At 56.5% G+C, this 15,796-nt stretch carries 15 protein-coding genes, 1 tRNA gene and 1 pseudogene; 10 read left to right on the plus strand and 7 right to left on the minus strand.

The window, feature by feature from the left end; all coding sequences use genetic code 11:
• The first annotated feature begins 369 nt into the window (after positions 1-369).
• On the plus strand, positions 370-747 hold the full coding sequence (locus Mal52_RS25340; protein WP_145379362.1) for a response regulator: 378 nt from the start codon (positions 370-372) through the stop codon (positions 745-747).
• Positions 748-792: 45 nt separating this feature from the next.
• Here Mal52_RS25340 and Mal52_RS25345 read toward each other — a convergent pair whose 3' ends face one another.
• Positions 793-2,157, minus strand: coding sequence for a DUF1501 domain-containing protein (locus Mal52_RS25345; RefSeq protein ID WP_197534460.1), 1,365 nt, complete (start codon positions 2,155-2,157; stop codon positions 793-795).
• A gap of 28 nt (positions 2,158-2,185) precedes the next feature.
• On the opposite strand from Mal52_RS25345, the gene Mal52_RS29995 reads away from it, so the two are divergent.
• Positions 2,186-2,338 (plus strand): hypothetical protein, encoded by a 153-nt coding sequence (locus Mal52_RS29995; protein ID WP_197534461.1) that lies wholly within the window; start codon positions 2,186-2,188, stop codon positions 2,336-2,338.
• 108 nt (positions 2,339-2,446) lie between these two features.
• A complete protein-coding gene (locus Mal52_RS25350) occupies positions 2,447-3,193 on the plus strand; it encodes a potassium channel family protein (RefSeq protein ID WP_145379366.1) in 747 nt (248 codons plus the stop codon).
• Positions 3,194-3,232: 39 nt separating this feature from the next.
• On the opposite strand, the gene Mal52_RS25355 is transcribed toward Mal52_RS25350, so the two are convergent.
• Positions 3,233-4,255 (minus strand): DUF6655 family protein, encoded by a 1,023-nt coding sequence (locus tag Mal52_RS25355; protein ID WP_145379368.1) that lies wholly within the window; start codon positions 4,253-4,255, stop codon positions 3,233-3,235.
• 405 nt (positions 4,256-4,660) lie between these two features.
• Between Mal52_RS25355 and Mal52_RS25360 the strand changes: the two genes are divergently transcribed.
• From Mal52_RS25360 to Mal52_RS25370, 3 genes are all read left to right on the plus strand, one after another.
• Positions 4,661-5,278: a 4Fe-4S binding protein gene (locus tag Mal52_RS25360; RefSeq protein WP_145379370.1), complete on the plus strand. Its 618-nt coding sequence runs from the start codon at positions 4,661-4,663 to the stop codon at positions 5,276-5,278.
• 100 nt (positions 5,279-5,378) lie between these two features.
• The gene (gene hpt, locus Mal52_RS25365; protein WP_145379372.1) at positions 5,379-5,912 is read left to right on the plus strand and encodes a hypoxanthine phosphoribosyltransferase; all 534 of its coding nucleotides are present in this window, start codon (positions 5,379-5,381) and stop codon (positions 5,910-5,912) included.
• Between the two features lie 10 nt (positions 5,913-5,922).
• Positions 5,923-7,068 (plus strand): GTPase, encoded by a 1,146-nt coding sequence (locus Mal52_RS25370; RefSeq protein WP_197534462.1) that lies wholly within the window; start codon positions 5,923-5,925, stop codon positions 7,066-7,068.
• A gap of 18 nt (positions 7,069-7,086) precedes the next feature.
• On the opposite strand, the gene Mal52_RS25375 is transcribed toward Mal52_RS25370, so the two are convergent.
• Positions 7,087-8,229 (minus strand): FAD-dependent oxidoreductase, encoded by a 1,143-nt coding sequence (locus Mal52_RS25375; RefSeq protein WP_145379377.1) that lies wholly within the window; start codon positions 8,227-8,229, stop codon positions 7,087-7,089.
• A gap of 321 nt (positions 8,230-8,550) precedes the next feature.
• Between Mal52_RS25375 and Mal52_RS25380 the strand changes: the two genes are divergently transcribed.
• Complete coding sequence (locus Mal52_RS25380) at positions 8,551-8,949, plus strand: PilZ domain-containing protein (RefSeq protein ID WP_145379379.1); 399 nt, start codon at positions 8,551-8,553, stop codon at positions 8,947-8,949.
• 177 nt (positions 8,950-9,126) lie between these two features.
• On the opposite strand, the gene Mal52_RS25385 is transcribed toward Mal52_RS25380, so the two are convergent.
• Together Mal52_RS25385 and Mal52_RS25390 are read right to left on the minus strand one after the other, a co-directional pair.
• Positions 9,127-9,312, minus strand: a complete 186-nt coding sequence (locus Mal52_RS25385; RefSeq protein WP_145379380.1) for a type II toxin-antitoxin system antitoxin — start codon at positions 9,310-9,312, stop codon at positions 9,127-9,129.
• A 217-nt stretch (positions 9,313-9,529) separates the two neighbouring features.
• Positions 9,530-10,468, minus strand: a complete 939-nt coding sequence (locus Mal52_RS25390; protein ID WP_145379382.1) for an SPFH domain-containing protein — start codon at positions 10,466-10,468, stop codon at positions 9,530-9,532.
• 293 nt (positions 10,469-10,761) lie between these two features.
• Here Mal52_RS25390 and Mal52_RS25395 point away from each other — a divergent pair.
• Positions 10,762-10,836, plus strand: a tRNA-Pro gene (locus Mal52_RS25395).
• Positions 10,837-11,315: 479 nt separating this feature from the next.
• Here Mal52_RS25395 and Mal52_RS30630 read toward each other — a convergent pair.
• Together Mal52_RS30630 and Mal52_RS25415 are read right to left on the minus strand one after the other, a co-directional pair.
• Positions 11,316-12,317 (minus strand): annotated as a pseudogene (locus tag Mal52_RS30630) (recombinase family protein); the annotation flags it as partial.
• Positions 12,318-12,319: 2 nt separating this feature from the next.
• The gene (locus Mal52_RS25415; protein ID WP_145379386.1) at positions 12,320-12,562 is read right to left on the minus strand and encodes a hypothetical protein; all 243 of its coding nucleotides are present in this window, start codon (positions 12,560-12,562) and stop codon (positions 12,320-12,322) included.
• 298 nt (positions 12,563-12,860) lie between these two features.
• Here Mal52_RS25415 and Mal52_RS25420 point away from each other — a divergent pair, with 298 nt between their 5' ends.
• Positions 12,861-13,946, plus strand: a complete 1,086-nt coding sequence (locus Mal52_RS25420) for a hypothetical protein (RefSeq protein ID WP_145379388.1) — start codon at positions 12,861-12,863, stop codon at positions 13,944-13,946.
• Positions 13,943-15,730 (plus strand): winged helix-turn-helix transcriptional regulator, encoded by a 1,788-nt coding sequence (locus Mal52_RS25425; protein WP_145379390.1) that lies wholly within the window; start codon positions 13,943-13,945, stop codon positions 15,728-15,730. Before Mal52_RS25420 ends, Mal52_RS25425 begins: the two co-directional genes overlap by 4 nt.
• The last annotated feature ends 66 nt before the right edge of the window (positions 15,731-15,796 follow it).

A 15,796-nucleotide genomic window follows, 5' to 3' on the forward strand; every position in this document is an offset into this window, starting at 1 on the left:
AGGTCGCTTCACGATCAACAACGATTCACCGGAATCGGCAGTCGCCGGGACGTGGATTGCCCCGTACGGACATCAGATTGTGAAGGAGTTGCACCCTGTTTGCAAGGCTCGCGAAAGGGGCCAGCAGAGATAAAGCCAGCTGGCACCTCCAATTCGCCGGAACCTGCTTGTCAGTAGGAACTTGCGAGCACGCATCATCAAAACCGGAGGAAGAGCGATTTTTGCAGGGAATCTTGAAGACTTTTTACGGATTCCGCCGACAACGAGTACTGGTCCGTTGTATGTTTAAAACAGGCATTGGAACACGACAGTGAAAAATGCCCGAGCACAGCGGTTACCTTCCTCCCCACGTTTGTTGCCGGTGCTTTGATGAGCGACAGTAAAAAACGCGTCCTTGTCGTTGACGACGACAACGAAATCCTCGACTCCCTAGAGTTGGCGCTCGGGTCGCGCGGTTATGACGTGGTGCTCGCACACGACGGCAACGAAGGTCTCGCCCGCGTCGAACGGGATTCCCCGGATTTGGTGATCCTCGATATTGTGATGCCGCGCCGCAACGGTTTTAACGTACTGAAGTGCCTCAACCTCATGTCGACACTCAATCCGCGGGTGATCATGGTCTCCGGGAATGAGGACCCGCGGCATCGAGCCTTCGCCGAATCGAGCGGCGTCGATGCCTTTGTCAGCAAGCCGTTCGATGTCGACTACGTGCTCGATTTGGTCGATCAACTGCTCACGTTCAAATAGCGTGACAGTCTTTCACCAATCGTCGACAGCACCGCGTTTGCGCGACTAGAGCATTTCACGGGGGACGTTGCCCCCTTCCAATAGGTGCACAGGGCGACCGGTGGGATCGGTGATCGTGTCGTCTGGATGTAAGCCCAAAGCGTGATAGATGATGGCACAAAAATCATTGACGCCGATTTTGCGCGACGTGGGATGCTCGGCATTCCCGTTCGTACTGCCAATGACCTGACCGTGGCGATAGCCTCCGCCGGCAAACAGAATGCTCTGCGCCTGTGGCCAGTGATCGCGACCAGCGTTGGCGTTGATCTTGGGAGTCCGGCCAAATTCTCCAGCTGTGACCACCAACGTATCGTCCAACATGCCGCGCTGTGCAAGATCCTCGATCAGTACCCCCACCGCACGGTCGTGTCGCGGCATTTTGCTGTTCAATGCGTTATTGATGTTACTGTGATCGTCCCAGTATCCGGTATTCAGCGAGACAAACCGCACCCCGGTTTCGATCAGTCGCCGTGCCAGTAACGCTTGTTCTCCCCAGCCTGGTCCATAACGTTCGCGGGTCCGCGGGTCTTCTTGATCCAATTCAAACGCCTGTCGCGTGCGGCCGGAAAGCACGATGTCCAACGCCTTTTGATCGATCTGATCTAGGTTTTGAAAATCGGAGTTCGTCTCCACCCGGCGGCGCAGGCCGTCAAATTGCTCCTGCAAGGCAACGCGATTCATCAAACGGTCGCGGCTCAGACCGTCAACGAGTTGAAAACTTTTGTGATCGCCGGTCGGCAAGCGGCCCGCTTCGTTTCCGTAGCTGTATTCTCCATAACGGAACGGGTTATGCGCGACTCCCATCCAAGCGGCACCGTGGTAGCCAAAGCCGCCGTCGTTCATGTTCACCGTCGCCAGCGTATCTTTTTTTCGCGGCCCGAGCAGGTGAGACGCCACCGCCCCCATCGATGGTTGCCGTGCCGGGCGATCTGAACCGGTTGCCCCCAGACGTCCCGTTAACATCCAGTGCGCCGCAGCCCAGTGATCGCCGTTGCCATGCGAGAAACTGCGGATGACCGTGCACTTGTCCATCACCCGGGCATGATAGGGCAACAATTCACCGACATCCAAACCGGGCAGATTGGACTGGATCGACGAATATGGCCCACGCACCTCGGCCGGAGCGTCGGGCTTCATGTCGAAAGTATCGAGTTGCGAGGGGCCACCATGTTGCCAAATGAGAATCACTGAGCGGGGCGAGGTTGAGCTTGTCGCAGTTCCACCAACGTTGGCCGCGCTCGCCGTTCGTCGCAACAAATTCGGCAGCGATAATCCGAGGAGTCCCAGCGAACCAATTTCCAGGAAACGTCGTCGGCGAATTCCGTCACAAAATTGACCGGCCGGTCTTGAAGTCTCTGCGATGCGAAACACAATGAATCCCTACCGAGGAAAGCGTCAAATGAGGCGTGATAACGAATGGGGGCGTGGAATCAATCAAGCGGCAATCTCGCCGTTTGACCTGACAAATTATAGCACGCTTGCACTGCTAAGGGCAGTCTTCTTGGCCCGCTTAGCGACAACCGTGAACTCGGCAGTTCCCGAGGTGCATTGAAGTTTCGCCCCTGGGACCGTTCAATGGGAAACAACCCCAGCCTACGAGCGGCGCGCGTCGTTGCCCTCAGCAAATTGGGGGTCTGCATTCACTTCCCGGGAAACGGCCATGCGAGACTTGTCTTTCAACAAACTCCTCCGCACCGCACAGCGCGGACGGTTTCAAACGCTTTTTGTTAGTTTGATTCTATTTTCATTGATGACGCCCTTCATCAAATACTCAACATTTGAGGGCCTATTTTTCTACGGCTTGCTCGCTTTGAGTCTGGCAGCGGCTGTTCTGGCCGTCAGCGATCAACGCAGCCTCGCCTATCTAGCCAGCGTGCTACTAGGGATTGCCTTTTTGACCACGACTTGGTCGACGTTTTTCGAGAGCTCTCTGATCTCAAAAGTCGCGGCGAACACCATTGCTGATGGGACAGCTTTCATAGCCTTCGCATTTACCGCCACATTGATTCTGGGGACTGTCGTTAAGCCGGGACCGGTCACGACGGACAAAATCTTCGCCGCCGTGTGCGTCTATTTGTTATCGGGCATCGCCTGGGGTCTATTGTACGTGCTGGTGTATCTCAACGATCCCAGTTCGTTCATGTTTTCCTATGGGGAGCCTTGGCGCGAGAACGCACCCAACGAGACATCCTCGGTCTTTTCAGTGTTTTGCTATTTCAGCTTCGTCACCATGACCACGCTGGGCTATGGCGACATCTCACCGGCGTCAGATCTCTCGCGGACGTTGGCCTGGCTGCAAGCTGTGCTGGGGCAATTGTACATCGCGATTTTGATCGCCCGCTTGGTCGGCATGCATGCACAAACAGTGCACGAACAAATGCAAAGAGATCCATCCACCAAGAAATAGACACCGGGCACGAGGCAGCCGCAGCGTCCGTTTGTTGCATTAAGGCGCGGGTTTTCGGGGATTCCAACCGTTACTCTTCGTCTTGTTGAGCAACGTATTGTTTGTCGGCCGCGCCGATTTGGCGGGTGGCTTCGCTTCCGGCGGAACAGTGGTCGTTGCCGGTTCGCTCTTAACAGGCACGGTTTTGAGCAATTCCGGCGGCGCGGGAACCGTTTTCTCTGTAGGTGCTGTCGGAGTGGGCGGCGATTTGGGAGATTCTCCGGCCACTTGTTCGACTTCAGGGGGCGTTGCCGGCTTTTCGGAATCAGCCACCTTCAATGTGGATTGCGCACTGGCGAAATGAGCTTCCTCCTCGAAGGGAGTCACAGGCGATTTCTTTTCTTCGACTTCTTCGCCTAGCAATGGCAAAGCAATCTTGGAACCGGCGAATTCCGTTCCTTTGTGAATTGTGCCAGATTGAAACGGGCCGATGCCAAACACCGTGGTACTCCGTGCGGTGCTCTTCGATTGATTGGTCCCCGATTGCCAAATCGGTTGTCCCGTTTCGCGGTGATAGGCAAACACACCAATCTTGGCGACCGCCAATTCGTCTCCCTTTTTGGCAAACGCAATTTCCGGAATTGTCGGCGGCGCCGCCGCCGGGGCATTGGGAACCGCTGAGGCGACTGTCCCTAACAGATTGTTGGCGGGGATGCCCCACACGATTTCGTGGCGATCTGCTCCCAACGCACCCACGCGGGCCTCGATCACAAAGTCCGCTTGTTCACGGGTTTCCCGCAACCGACAGTCGGCCGCCATCATTTGCTGACGCAGAGAGCTGATGATGTAATCAGAGTTCACAAAACCGACCGAAGCCACATTTTTGATATACGTTGTGTCAAAAAACACGTTTTGGCCCCGCAAGTCCCGAAAATCGATTTCGCGAACGGAGCGATCCACCGCATCGGAGGCTAACAATTGCTCCGTCGCATTCCGGCTGATCGTGGTCCCACAGCCACAAAGGAACAGACTGGCAGCCGCAAACAACAAATAGAGTCCAAGAGTAGCGTTCAGCATCCGCATGGTTGTTGGTTTCATGCCGGCAAGGGCAACGTGAATGAGAGGGCGGGCATTCGATTGTTGGACAGCCCCCCCGGTGAGGGGAGTCCGCATTCAAGAGGGGCGGGAGTATAACGGATCGCCGTTGATCTCCAAACGGGAGTTTTCGCGTGAAATTCGCATCTCAAATCGACTTGCGCCGACCGCAAGACTGGCTTCGGACATTCTCATTTTTGATAATTTCACGCTGAAGTCGAAAAACTGCATGAGCCACGATTGGCCAGTCCCACGTGAGCCGACTATAATTTGAGTACGCACTTGTGCGCATGACGGCCGGCCGCCGTGTCGCTGAATCGAAAAAATCGATCGCCTCACGGATCACTCGCACGGCAGCCATTTCGGATTTGACGATTGGAGAAACTTTCAACGATGACGATTTCAGTCACCGACTATTTCGAAACCCGCAAAGCGGACCGCAAAAAAGAGACCCGCTACTTGGCGGTCATCAATAAGGACTCCTGCACGTCATGCAATTCCTGCGCGACGCAATGCCCGGTGGACTGCATCTACGAAGTTGTCAGTAACATTCCGTCGGAAAGCTACCACCAGATCGACACATCCCGCTGCATTGGCTGCCAGATGTGTTACCGAATTCCAGCGGAAAGCAACGACCACTACAACTTGGAAATCTGCCCCTGGAACGCGATCGACATGCTTCACAATCCCAACGTGAAGCCCGATGAAGTCTCCGCGCTCGAACCGTACTATCGCGGCACAGAAAGCGATCTGCCTTGGCCCAAACTCGAAGAATACGCCTACCAGTTCTTCCTCGACGGCGAAGTCTTCCTGCCGGTTGGCGAAGAGGATTTAATTGCATTCATGCAACCGCTGGCAGCTGAGGTTTGGTTTCTGACACCCGACGAAAACGCGCCCCTGATCGTCGAAGTCCCCGGCGGAAACGACTTTGTCCGTTATCGCGCCACCGAAGAAGGCCGGGCGATTTTGGATGCGATGTTCGAAGATTACGACCGCATCTTTTTGGACTGAGGAATCGGCCGTAGGCTTTGGGCCTTGAAACGCAATCTCAAAGCTGAGCACTGGTTTGGAGTCGCGGTGGCTGAGAACGACACAAAACAAAGGCGGTTCCGTGAAAGTTCTCGTCCCCGAAACAGAAATCCAAGCAGCCATCGCGAAACTGGCCGGAGAGATCCACGCCCAATACCAGGACCGTCCGCTGACCGTCTTGGGTGTTTTGACCGGTAGTGTGATCCTTCTGGCCGATCTGATTCGCCAAATTGAATTGCCGCTCCGCGTCGGTTTACTGCAAGCCTCAAGTTATCGCGGCGCCACAACGACTGCGGGGGACTTTGTGATCAATCCCGATTTCATTCCCGATATCGCTAACCGCGACGTGCTGCTGCTGGATGATATTCTGGACACTGGGCAGACACTCACGCGAATCTTAGAGCAGGTCCAAACGCTCAAGCCGCGCAGCATTCGCACCGCTGTGCTTTTGTGGAAACATGAGCGGACCACGTTCGAAGTGCAGCCGGATTACCATTGTTTTCGGATCCCCGATGAATTCGTCGTCGGCTATGGATTGGATTACGACGACCATTATCGCAATCTCCCTTACATCGCCACGCTGGACGACGAAGACATCGCCGCCACGGGCAATTGAGTTTTTTTCAATGCCCTATGCCGTTTTCACTGCTGAAGTCATCACCCCCCGCGGGCGTGGCGCCGTGGCGACGCTTATACTCACCGGCGATGCCGACCTGTTGGATCAGGCCCAGCTATTTCGCGCCGCCAACGGTCAGTCGGTGAGCAGTCAATCGCCGCAACGCATCATCTTCGGAGACTGGGGCAGCCAGCCGAGTGAAAAAGTCGTCCTCTGCCGGACCGCGGACGACCAACTCGAAATCCACTGCCACGGCGGAGACGCCGCCGTCCGCAGAATCCTCGCCGACCTGCGGCAGGCCGGATATACGACAACCGACTGGGAAAACAAAACATCGCGTGCGGCCAGCGGTTTCGCTGAGGAATGCGCCACAGCCATCGCAAACGCCAGTACCCTGCGCACAGCGGCCATTGCCCTCGACCAACAAAACGGCATCTTGCGCGCCGCCTACGAACAATTGCAAATCACCGACTGGAATGCTGCAACGCGTGCCGCAGCCACGGATCAACTCGATGCGCTGCTGCGTTGGGCCGACATCGGTCGTCACCTCACCCGGCCTTGGAGTGTGGTCCTCGCCGGGCAACCGAATGTCGGCAAGTCGAGCCTGATCAATGCATTGGTCGGATTTTCCAGAGCTGTGGTGCATGACCGCCCCGGGACGACACGGGATGTGGTCACCGCTGAAACGGCACTGGAAGGTTGGCCGATTCAATTCGCCGATACGGCAGGAATTCGCGCAGCGGCGGAACGCATCGAGGCGGCCGGTATCGAACTGGCGCAAACGAAATTCGCCGCCGCCGATTGTCGCATCCTCGTCCTCGACAGCGCAGCTCCACCCAACGACGAGACCCGCGCTCTACTGGCCGCTTGGCCCGATGCGATTGTCGTGGCCAACAAATGCGATCTCCCCAACGTCTGGAACGACGCCTTACCGGCCGACGCGTTGTTGACATCCGTGACAGCCCCGCAAGGCATCGACCAATTGGCCCGCGCCGTCATCAAGCGTTTGATCCCCGCTCTCCCCCCCGACGGCACTCCCGTTCCCTTGTCACATCGGCAAATCGACTTACTACAAATCGCCCGCTCCGCTCTCGTTGAGGACAACCAAAATGAATATGCCTCAGCCACTGAGGCAATTCTTGCGGGAAGCGTCTAATGGAAAGACGCGTCTGACCTAAAACGGTTCCTTCATGCTCTTGATAATGCTGCCAATGAAGGCGCTCGCCGAGACGTGTTTGAGCAGTTGATCACGCCCCCACCCCAGAGCGGCCGAATCAACGAACATCATGCGGCCGGCGGTGCGGGAATCGTTTTGGTTGGCTTTGACGATCTTGTAGCACCGCTTTTCATACAGCTCCAATGCCAGTGGCACGAGCTGAGCATCGGCGCGGGAGAGTTCATCGGCCAGGGCAGCGGCGGAGCGCATGGCGTTGGAGGCGCCGACACCGGCGGTGGGCAGAAAGGCCATACCGGAATCGCCGCACAGCACCACGCGGCCTTGGGTCCAATGCTCCATACGAACGTCATACATCGGCCAATCAAATAGTTTCGGAGCATCCTTGAGCGCCTGTGCGACGGCTTCGTCGTTGTCTATCAGTTCGGCCAGATGCGTGGTCAGTGCGTCATGCACAACGTCGTCAGGAGCATACTGATCTCCGACGACTTTAGTAGGCAGCCCGGCGCAATACATGCGGCGGTCTGGGGCCGGGTACCCGCCGAAGAACCAGCCGCGGCCCCAATACTCGCGAACTAGTTCCGGCGGAAACAAATCGCCGCTGCCCCACCAAGTCCAACAGGTCCACTCAGAATCAAATTTCTCCCCCGCACCAAAGACCTGCTTGCGCATGTCGGAGTGAATGCCGTCGCAGGATACGACTACGTCGAACTCGCCTTGAGTCCCGTCGCTGAATGTGGTGTGAACCGTTTCGCCAGTTTGTTCGACTTTGGAAACCGTCGTCCCCATCCGAATCGGCAAGTCGCCGCACGCCTTGCGTAACAGATCAATCAATGCCGTGCGTGAGAGCATGTACATCGGGCCGATTTCGTTGGTCAGGACCGACATGTCGAGGCTTTGCAGGATCTCGCCCGTGTGATCGGCGATTTCGTAGCGCTGCACTTCCAAGCCACAGTCGACCAGATCGTCGTAGACCCCCAATCCGTGGAGCACACAACTTCCTAGGGGATACAGACCAATGCCGTAGCCGATGTCGGTGTACTCATGCGCTTTTTCGATAACGACCGGTGTGCGACCCTGTTGTCGCAATTTCGCTGCGAGCGTCAACCCGGCAATGCCGCCTCCCACGATCAAGATACGCATCCGTGGTCTCTCCTTTTGCTGGAATGAGGCCTCTCAGAGGCACTTAGATCCTCACCCACGCTTTAATTTGGTGGTGATTGCTCCCCAGGCGACAGCGGCCGTCCGCTGGGAAATGTTACTATGTCTACTCTCCCATGGCGACCCTTGGATTTCCCCATTCACTTTTTAACCATCGATTCAGGAGTAAGGGATTACCAGGAAGAGGACAGAGAACATTATCTCACAATCGTAAATCTGTCGAAATCAGCAACATCGGTGTCTCGATATGCGATGCGTTCACTATCGGCTGCTTGCTGCTCTGCTGGAAAGAACACCTGATCTATGAAAGACTCAAGCCCTCATACAAGTTGGGGTGGGCAAGACTGCCTAACGTCAACGAACGACTTAACCACGTTTGTCAAAGGCCTGATTCCGCGTCAATCCCACACCGGGCGTGAAATGCGAATCAATCTGCGTCGCCCTTTTGTGGCTGAAATCCGTGTGCAAAAAGTCGACAAGGATTACCAACCGGTCGGGCTTGAATTTGCGACAGTGACGCGCGACATTTCCGTCGGCGGCCTGTGCTTTATTGCGCAGATGTTCATCGAAACCCCGCTGGTGATCGTGCAAATTGACCACCCTGCGGGCGTGGCAAAGCGACTGCTCATGGAAGTCCGCCGCTGTCGTCCGTTTCGCAAATATTTCGAAGTAGGCGGCCCGTTCGTAACGGATATGTCCTGAAGGGACAACGCGGGTGCCACTGGCGGCTTGCCCGCCAGTGCCGTGTCAGACTGGGTTTTCCTTGTCCAGGGACGTCGGTCCACGTGCGCACTAGCCCCTCACTTGGGACGACGTAAAACTTCATGGAGCACTGTCGTACCAAGAATGTGCACCAAACATAATTCCTGGCGAGGCCGGCTAGGGCTGCGTCTTGTCCTCGGCGGTCGGTTTATCGCCCGGCAAGCGGCCGGCCTCCTTGAGGGCTTGTCGCAACAGATATTCGATCTGCCCATTGATGCTGCGCAATTCGTCATCGGCCCAACGTCGGACAGCATCCAACACTTGGGGATCAGCTCTCAACAAAAACGAATCACGCTTAGCCAATGAACTGGCTCCTCTTCTGCTAGTTATCAACATGGAGTTTGAGGGACTGTAGGCTACAGACTGTAGACTTTAGGTTTGTAACAACAACGCGTTTCCTACTGTCTACTGTCTACTGTCTACTGTCTACTGTCTACTGTCTACTGTCTACTGTCTACTGCCTACTGCCTACTGCCTACTGCCTACTGCCTACTGCCTACTGCCTACTGATACATTCACCTCAATGATACAACGACCCCGTATTGACCACCGGTTGCGTGTGGCGGTCGCTGCAGAGGACGACTAAGAGATTGGAGACCATAGCGGCGCGGCGTTCGTCGTCCAACTCTACGATTTTGTCTTTGGCCAAATGCTCCAGCGCCATTTGTACCATGCCAACGGCCCCTTCGACGATTTTTGTACGTGCGGCGACGACCGCTTGGGCTTGTTGTCGCTGCAACATGGCAGCGGCAATTTCCGGCGCATAGGCGAGTTGGCTGATGCGGGCTTCGATGACATGCACGCCTGCTTTGTCGAGCCGTTCTTGAATGTCGTGCCGGAGTTGGTCGCTAATTTCGGTCGTGCTACCGCGGAGAGAAATCTCGTGGTCCTCGCTGTCATAAGGATGCCGACTGGCCAAATTGCGCAAAGCCGCTTCGCTTTGGATGGCGACAAAGTCCTCGTAGTCATCGACTTCAAACATAGCCTCGGCGGTATTGACGACCTTCCAGACCACAATAGCGGAAATGTCAATCGGATTGCCGTCGCGGTCATTGACCTTGGAAGGACTCCCGGCGGAGCGTGATTTTTTCTGCGTCACGCGGCCTTGTTCGTTTTTGATTTCCGGAGTGGTTGTGGAACCGGTTTCAAAATTGTGGACCCGCAACGACACCTTCTTTTTGGAGAGAAAAGGATTCACCCAATAAAAGCCGGAGGTGACGACCGAGCCTTTATAGATCCCAAACAACAGCAGGACCCGCGCCTCGTTTGGCGCGACCGGCATGCAACCAAACAGACTAATGAAACCGCACAACCCCGCCCCCACCCCGATCAGCACCGGTTGAAGTTCCTCTTTATTCGCCCCCACCCCGATCAGGACGGGCGCCGCAACGACCAGTGCCAGACAAATCACCAGGGGAATCCAACCGGTCAGCGGCCGGACTTTACGTTCTTCGTGCATGAGCATTCTCCTCAAGAGTTGCACAGGGATGGGATACCATAATGATATCACTTTGGTATCTTTGCGTCTAGCCAGAAATCACCAAAGTGGCATGCATGTGCTGTTCCACCAAGCGGACTGAATCGCGGTTCACTCAACTCATGGAACGTCAGCACAGCCACCTTGGATCACAAAGCTCGCCACTACCGGCGCAAAGAGAGCAGCAAAACCTGCGGACTCAATTTCAGCCCAATCGACAGCAACCAACGATTGACGCCCGCCGCCGCGCGGCTTAGACTTATCGCTCACAGTCGCGGGACGTAGCTCAGCTTGGCTAGAGCACCGGCTTTGGGAGCCGGGGGTCGCAGGTTCGAATCCTGTCGTCCCGACTATTCTCTAAATCCGGCCTTTCGGCGAGTTCGTCGAAGGGCTTTCTCTTTTCCAGGACTAGGTTTACGTCGCTCACAACCCGGTTCAAACAAACCGCGTCGAGTATATCGCGCCTGACCGTATTGTTTGAACCGCGCCAGATTTCTGCCGCCTTTTGCGTCCAATCGAAGAGCGTGACCGCTAGTTCGCCACGGGCCGGATCGACGTCGCCTAGTTTGTCCAACGACTCGTCCGCGCTGGCTGCTTCGGCCTTCAGCTCGTTGGATTTGGCCTTATATGCGTCATCGTCGATCGTCCCCGCCAGGTACGCGTTGAGGAGGCGGTCCTGCATGTTCGCCAATTCCGTCTTCCGCTTGGCAAATGAAGCGGCTTGTTGACGCCGGTAGCCCGTCAAGTCGTGCACAGCGGCACCAAGTTCCTTGCGGAACCATTCGGCGACCTCGAGCGTGGGCATCCGCATCTTCTCTAGGTCAGCGGCAATCGCCTCTTCGAGATCCTGTGCTTTCCAGCGAACCTTGGGGTGATCGGGGCCACGATTGTTGTTGCAGCACCGGTAATAGATGTGTTCGCGGATTCCACCCCCTTTGAGCTTTCGGCGAATGCGTTCTCCGGTAATCGATTGTCCGCAGTATTCACAGCGGAACAAACCACCGGCTAGCGGCAGGTGATAGGTTCCTGTTCGCCGCTTTCGACCACACAAGATCTCCTGACATGCATCGAACGTTGCGCGATGGATGACTCGCTGATAGCGCCCCTCGAACACATGGCCGTTCCGGTGCAGTTCACCGATGTAGAAACGGTTATTAAGAATGTGCGACAAAGCTGTACGGTTAAAGCGGGACTGGCTGTCGCGGAAAACATGACCTTCGCTGGCGAGTCGGTCGGCAAGGCTTTTGAAGGTATGGCTGCCTGACGAATAGAGGTCGAATATACGAATGAGCGACTTGGCCTTTTCCGGATGTGGTACGACTGGCTCTTCGCGGTCATCAACATTGAGGTACCCGTAAGGGGCCAATCCCGTGGGCCAGCCCTGGCGCACTTTTTCATCGAGCCCCTTGATCACCTCTTCGCGCAGATTATCGCTGTAGTACTGAGCAACGGCTGCCATCACATTAAACGAAAACGTTCCGGCAGCGCCTGGACCGAATTCGTTTTCCACAAAGGAAAGTTGCACGCCGCATGCGTCCTCCAGTTCCTGCAGGCGGACCGCGTCGCGCATATTGCGACAAGCTCGATCTAACTTGTGGCAGAGGATCGCTTTGATCTTTTCCCGCTTGGCGTTCTTTGCCAGCCACCGCAGCATCTCATTGAAGATCTTTCGTTCGGCACCGCGCTTGGCTGACTCGTCGAGTTCAAATTCCCGGACGACATTCCACCCCAACCGCTGTGCCTTCTCTCGCGTCACTCTCAACTGGGCGTCGATCGAGTATCCCTCTTTTTGTTCGCGGGATGAGACCCGCGTCCAAATCACCACATTCATGATTACGGCTCCTCTTCGGCACTCAAAAACACTTCTGCCAACCGTCGGACGCTCATCAGAATTTCCACCGCTTCGTCTTGACTGATCACTCGGCCATAGGCTTTTGACCAGACGCGACGGGCCTCGGCGATCCGTTCGTCCGACAACCACTGCGTCGACAACGGGCGCACGCCGCCCGAGTCGGACTCGGGTCCAGTGTGCCGGTTTGGCGGTGGAAATCCAGGCATGTGAGGCGAAGAGGGCACGAAATCTATTCTTGGAAAGCCATCATGTGGTGCCGGCCCACGGACTCGGCATCTGCACCCATTCTTCGCTTCATTTCGTCTGAAGACCGCCCCCTAAAGGCAAAAACGGCGAAACTCATATGTGGCGCATGTCCCCGTAAATTCGCGCATGTGTGGCGCATGTCCCGCGCATATGCGGCGCATATGAGTTTGCAATAGCGACTTATCCAAACGCACCTTTCTGCGTAGCATTCGGGCGAACGGAAACAGCCCCGAATGAATCGGGGGTGGCAATTGCAATCTTGGAGAGAGGTACGACGTGGTAAGTCCCGCCGACAACTGGATGCGCGTATCGCACAGTGACCCCTGCCCCGTTTGCGGCAAACCGGACAACTGTTCGGTTTCCAACGACCGTAAGGTGGTGTGGTGCGGGCGCGTCTCCGACGGTGCGCTGCGCGTGAATGCCGGTGGGCAATATCTACACCGCTTGGATGACGATCCGTATGACCGGAATCCGCCACCTCCGGTGCGTATACGGCCATCGACTCGTTCGACTTCGCCGACACAAGACTGGCCCGCGCTGGCGGAGCGGTTTGCTAATGGTGCTGAAGAACATCGTCATCGATTGTCCAGGCAATTGGGCGTTTCCGCTACGGCACTTGCTGCCCTCGGCGTCGGTTGGAACGTCGAACGTTTCTGTTGGACGTTTCCCGAGCGGGATGCGATCGGTCAAATTATTGGGATCGCCACGCGGCGACGGGACGGCTCGAAAATTCGCATGAAGGGTGGACGCACGGGGCTGACGTACGCGTCCGACTGGGATGCCGGTGCAGGCTCGATTCTGTTGGTTGAAGGCGGAAGCGACACTGCAGCGCTTTTGACGATTGGGCTTAGCACCTTGGGGCGGCCGTCCAATTGTGGTGGTGTGGATCATCTGGTTGGCATGTTGTCCGGGGTTGATCACAACCGTGAGATCATCGTCATCGGAGAACGGGATGAGAAACCCGATGGCAAATGGCCAGGCCGTGACGGTGCGGTTCGCACTGCCAAACGCTTGGCCGAAGTACTCGAACGTCCCATTGCCTGGGCACTGCCGCCGGACAACGCCAAGGATGCCCGTGGTTGGCTCAATGTGATGCCTGAACTTCCTGCAGATCGATTGGCGGATCTATTCGTTTCCGGTTTGGAAACCGCGGTGATCAATCCGCCAGTCGTAATCCACCCACCGAAGCCAACTGGGGAGGCGGTTGCGGTCGACGATTGGCGAGATCAGATGCTGCAAGTCCGACTCCGCTCGCTCGGTTGTCCGGGCGTGTACATCGACGCCAGTACGACCGGTGCGGGAAAGTCGCACGTCGACCTAGCAGTGATTCTCTGGGCTCTGGGCCGGAGGAACGCCGCATGAGGTCGCTACTTATTTATCCAACCCACGAAAATTGTGACGAGGTGCGCGAGCAATACGAGGGAAACGACATCATTGCCGCCTGTTATCCGCCGCGTATGACCGAAGACACGGGCGAGCGCCCACAGAATTGCTGGAACGACAACGCCAACATTGCCGAGGGGATGGGCCTGTCGGTCGTCCAAGCCGTCTGCCCGGCTTGCGAGTTTCGCAAAAAATGCCGCGAGTCGGGTTATTTGGGCCAGTTATCTACGGTGGCAGATGCCCACGTGGCAATTGCGACGCACAAGCGAGCCGAATACACCGGCCTCGCGGAATTATCGCAAAGCCGTGAGTACCTATCGATTCATGAAGATGCAATCAGCTTGCTGAGGCCGCCGGCCGAGATCAGTCTCGGTGACATCGTTCAGGCTCGGCTGTTGGTTCAAGACTACATTCTCAATGATCCGGCATCCCTCAATTGGTTTGGCGATGCGACCCGTGTCGACGACGAGGGCAATCGGTACCAGGATGAGGAACTGGCCATCCGCCGTGAACGCCAATACGTGTATTTCCGACTGATGTCAGGGCTTTTAGAGCATTTATTTCAGGCGATTGAAGCTGCTGACCAGACGGACGAATGGTCGCCTCCGGAGACAGCCAGAGTTCCCGCCGGTTTCGAACGCACCCTGTTCTTTAGCATCCGCCGCGCGAACATCGATTTCCGGGATCAGCCATGGCGGTTCTTGCTGACGGCCGCCTCGGGCAAACTCCATTTGGCGGCAATCATTGTTGAGCGGCGATTTCACAAGGGAGGCGGACAGGGGAATGCGTATCTGAAGAAATCGGTCGTCGGCGTGATCGATAATCCGCCGCCGACGAACTGCGTGGTATGGATCAATGACGCTACGGCCGACACCGAACACGTCGAAGCGATCGTTGGCCACGCGGTTCACCAAGCCACACCAGACGGACACATCGAACTCCGCAAGAAGGCGGTACAAATCCCGCGCGACATTACCCGGCGGACCTCCGCCAAGACCGTTCGCGGCCTGATTCGCGGAGTAATGGCCGACCGACCGCAGTTCCGCCGCATTGGCATAATTGGCCACAGTACACACATGTCGGTCCTGAAGAAGTTGGGGGCCGGTTTCGATGAGCGGATTGTCAAAACCAGTTATTTCGGCAGCGGTGAGGAAAGATCATCAAACGACTGGCACCACAAGTGTGATCTGATCATCGTTGCCGGCACGCCGCGGATTCCGCCTGCAGCGATTGCCAAACATCTCGTGCAAATCGGCGAAATGAGCGCCGCAACCTGCGAACCGGAATGGGGTGTTATCTACTGGCACGGCGAGACCGAGTCGCATGAACCCACGAAAGTGAATTCGCGCGGCTACAAGAATGAGGCGTGGCGACGCGCCCACCAAGATCTCGTCCGCGCTCAGATCGTGCAGGCCACCGGTCGGGGCCGCGGCATCCTGGAGACCGGGTGTGAAGTCCTAGTCCTCTCCGATGAGGAGTGTGGTCTGCCCCTTTCGGATTCCGGGGTTGAAATCCTCAACGATGCCAGTGTTGCGATATTGAACGCGCTCAGTGAATTAACGACGGAAAATCCTAATAAGTATATATTAGGAAAACCCGTCGTTAGCACCGGTCAGCTTGCCGAGACGACAGGCCTGTCCCGTTCGCGCTGCCGGGATCTGCTTCGTGACCTCGAACGCCGCGGGCTCGTTCAAAAGATCGGCGAACGCTCCGGTTGGCGTCTTGTGTTGAGTTCCGCCGAGGAGGTCGCGCCATGTCCGTGACTTCACCGCTGAATATGCTTTCCGCCAATGACGTTGTTCGGCTGGTTGCTCCAGTGACACCTAGGT

Source organism: Symmachiella dynata, from assembly GCF_007747995.1.
Taxonomy (GTDB): domain Bacteria; phylum Planctomycetota; class Planctomycetia; order Planctomycetales; family Planctomycetaceae; genus Symmachiella; species Symmachiella dynata.

Bases quoted from the DNA above. Each gene is read 5' to 3' on its own strand.
- Mal52_RS25350 (WP_145379366.1), top strand. From the start codon at position 2,447: ATGCGAGACTTGTCTTTCAACAAACTCCTCCGCACCGCACAGCGCGGA.
- Mal52_RS25380 (WP_145379379.1), top strand. From the start codon at position 8,551: ATGAAAGACTCAAGCCCTCATACAAGTTGGGGTGGGCAAGACTGCCTA.
- Mal52_RS25425 (WP_145379390.1), top strand. From the start codon at position 13,943: ATGAGGTCGCTACTTATTTATCCAACCCACGAAAATTGTGACGAGGTG.
- Mal52_RS25390 (WP_145379382.1), bottom strand. From the start codon at position 10,468: ATGCACGAAGAACGTAAAGTCCGGCCGCTGACCGGTTGGATTCCCCTG.
- Mal52_RS25370 (WP_197534462.1), top strand. From the start codon at position 5,923: ATGCCCTATGCCGTTTTCACTGCTGAAGTCATCACCCCCCGCGGGCGT.
- Mal52_RS25375 (WP_145379377.1), bottom strand. From the start codon at position 8,229: ATGCGTATCTTGATCGTGGGAGGCGGCATTGCCGGGTTGACGCTCGCA.
- Mal52_RS25340 (WP_145379362.1), top strand. From the start codon at position 370: ATGAGCGACAGTAAAAAACGCGTCCTTGTCGTTGACGACGACAACGAA.
- Mal52_RS25355 (WP_145379368.1), bottom strand. From the start codon at position 4,255: ATGCGGATGCTGAACGCTACTCTTGGACTCTATTTGTTGTTTGCGGCT.
- Mal52_RS29995 (WP_197534461.1), top strand. From the start codon at position 2,186: ATGAGGCGTGATAACGAATGGGGGCGTGGAATCAATCAAGCGGCAATC.
- Mal52_RS25360 (WP_145379370.1), top strand. From the start codon at position 4,661: ATGACGATTTCAGTCACCGACTATTTCGAAACCCGCAAAGCGGACCGC.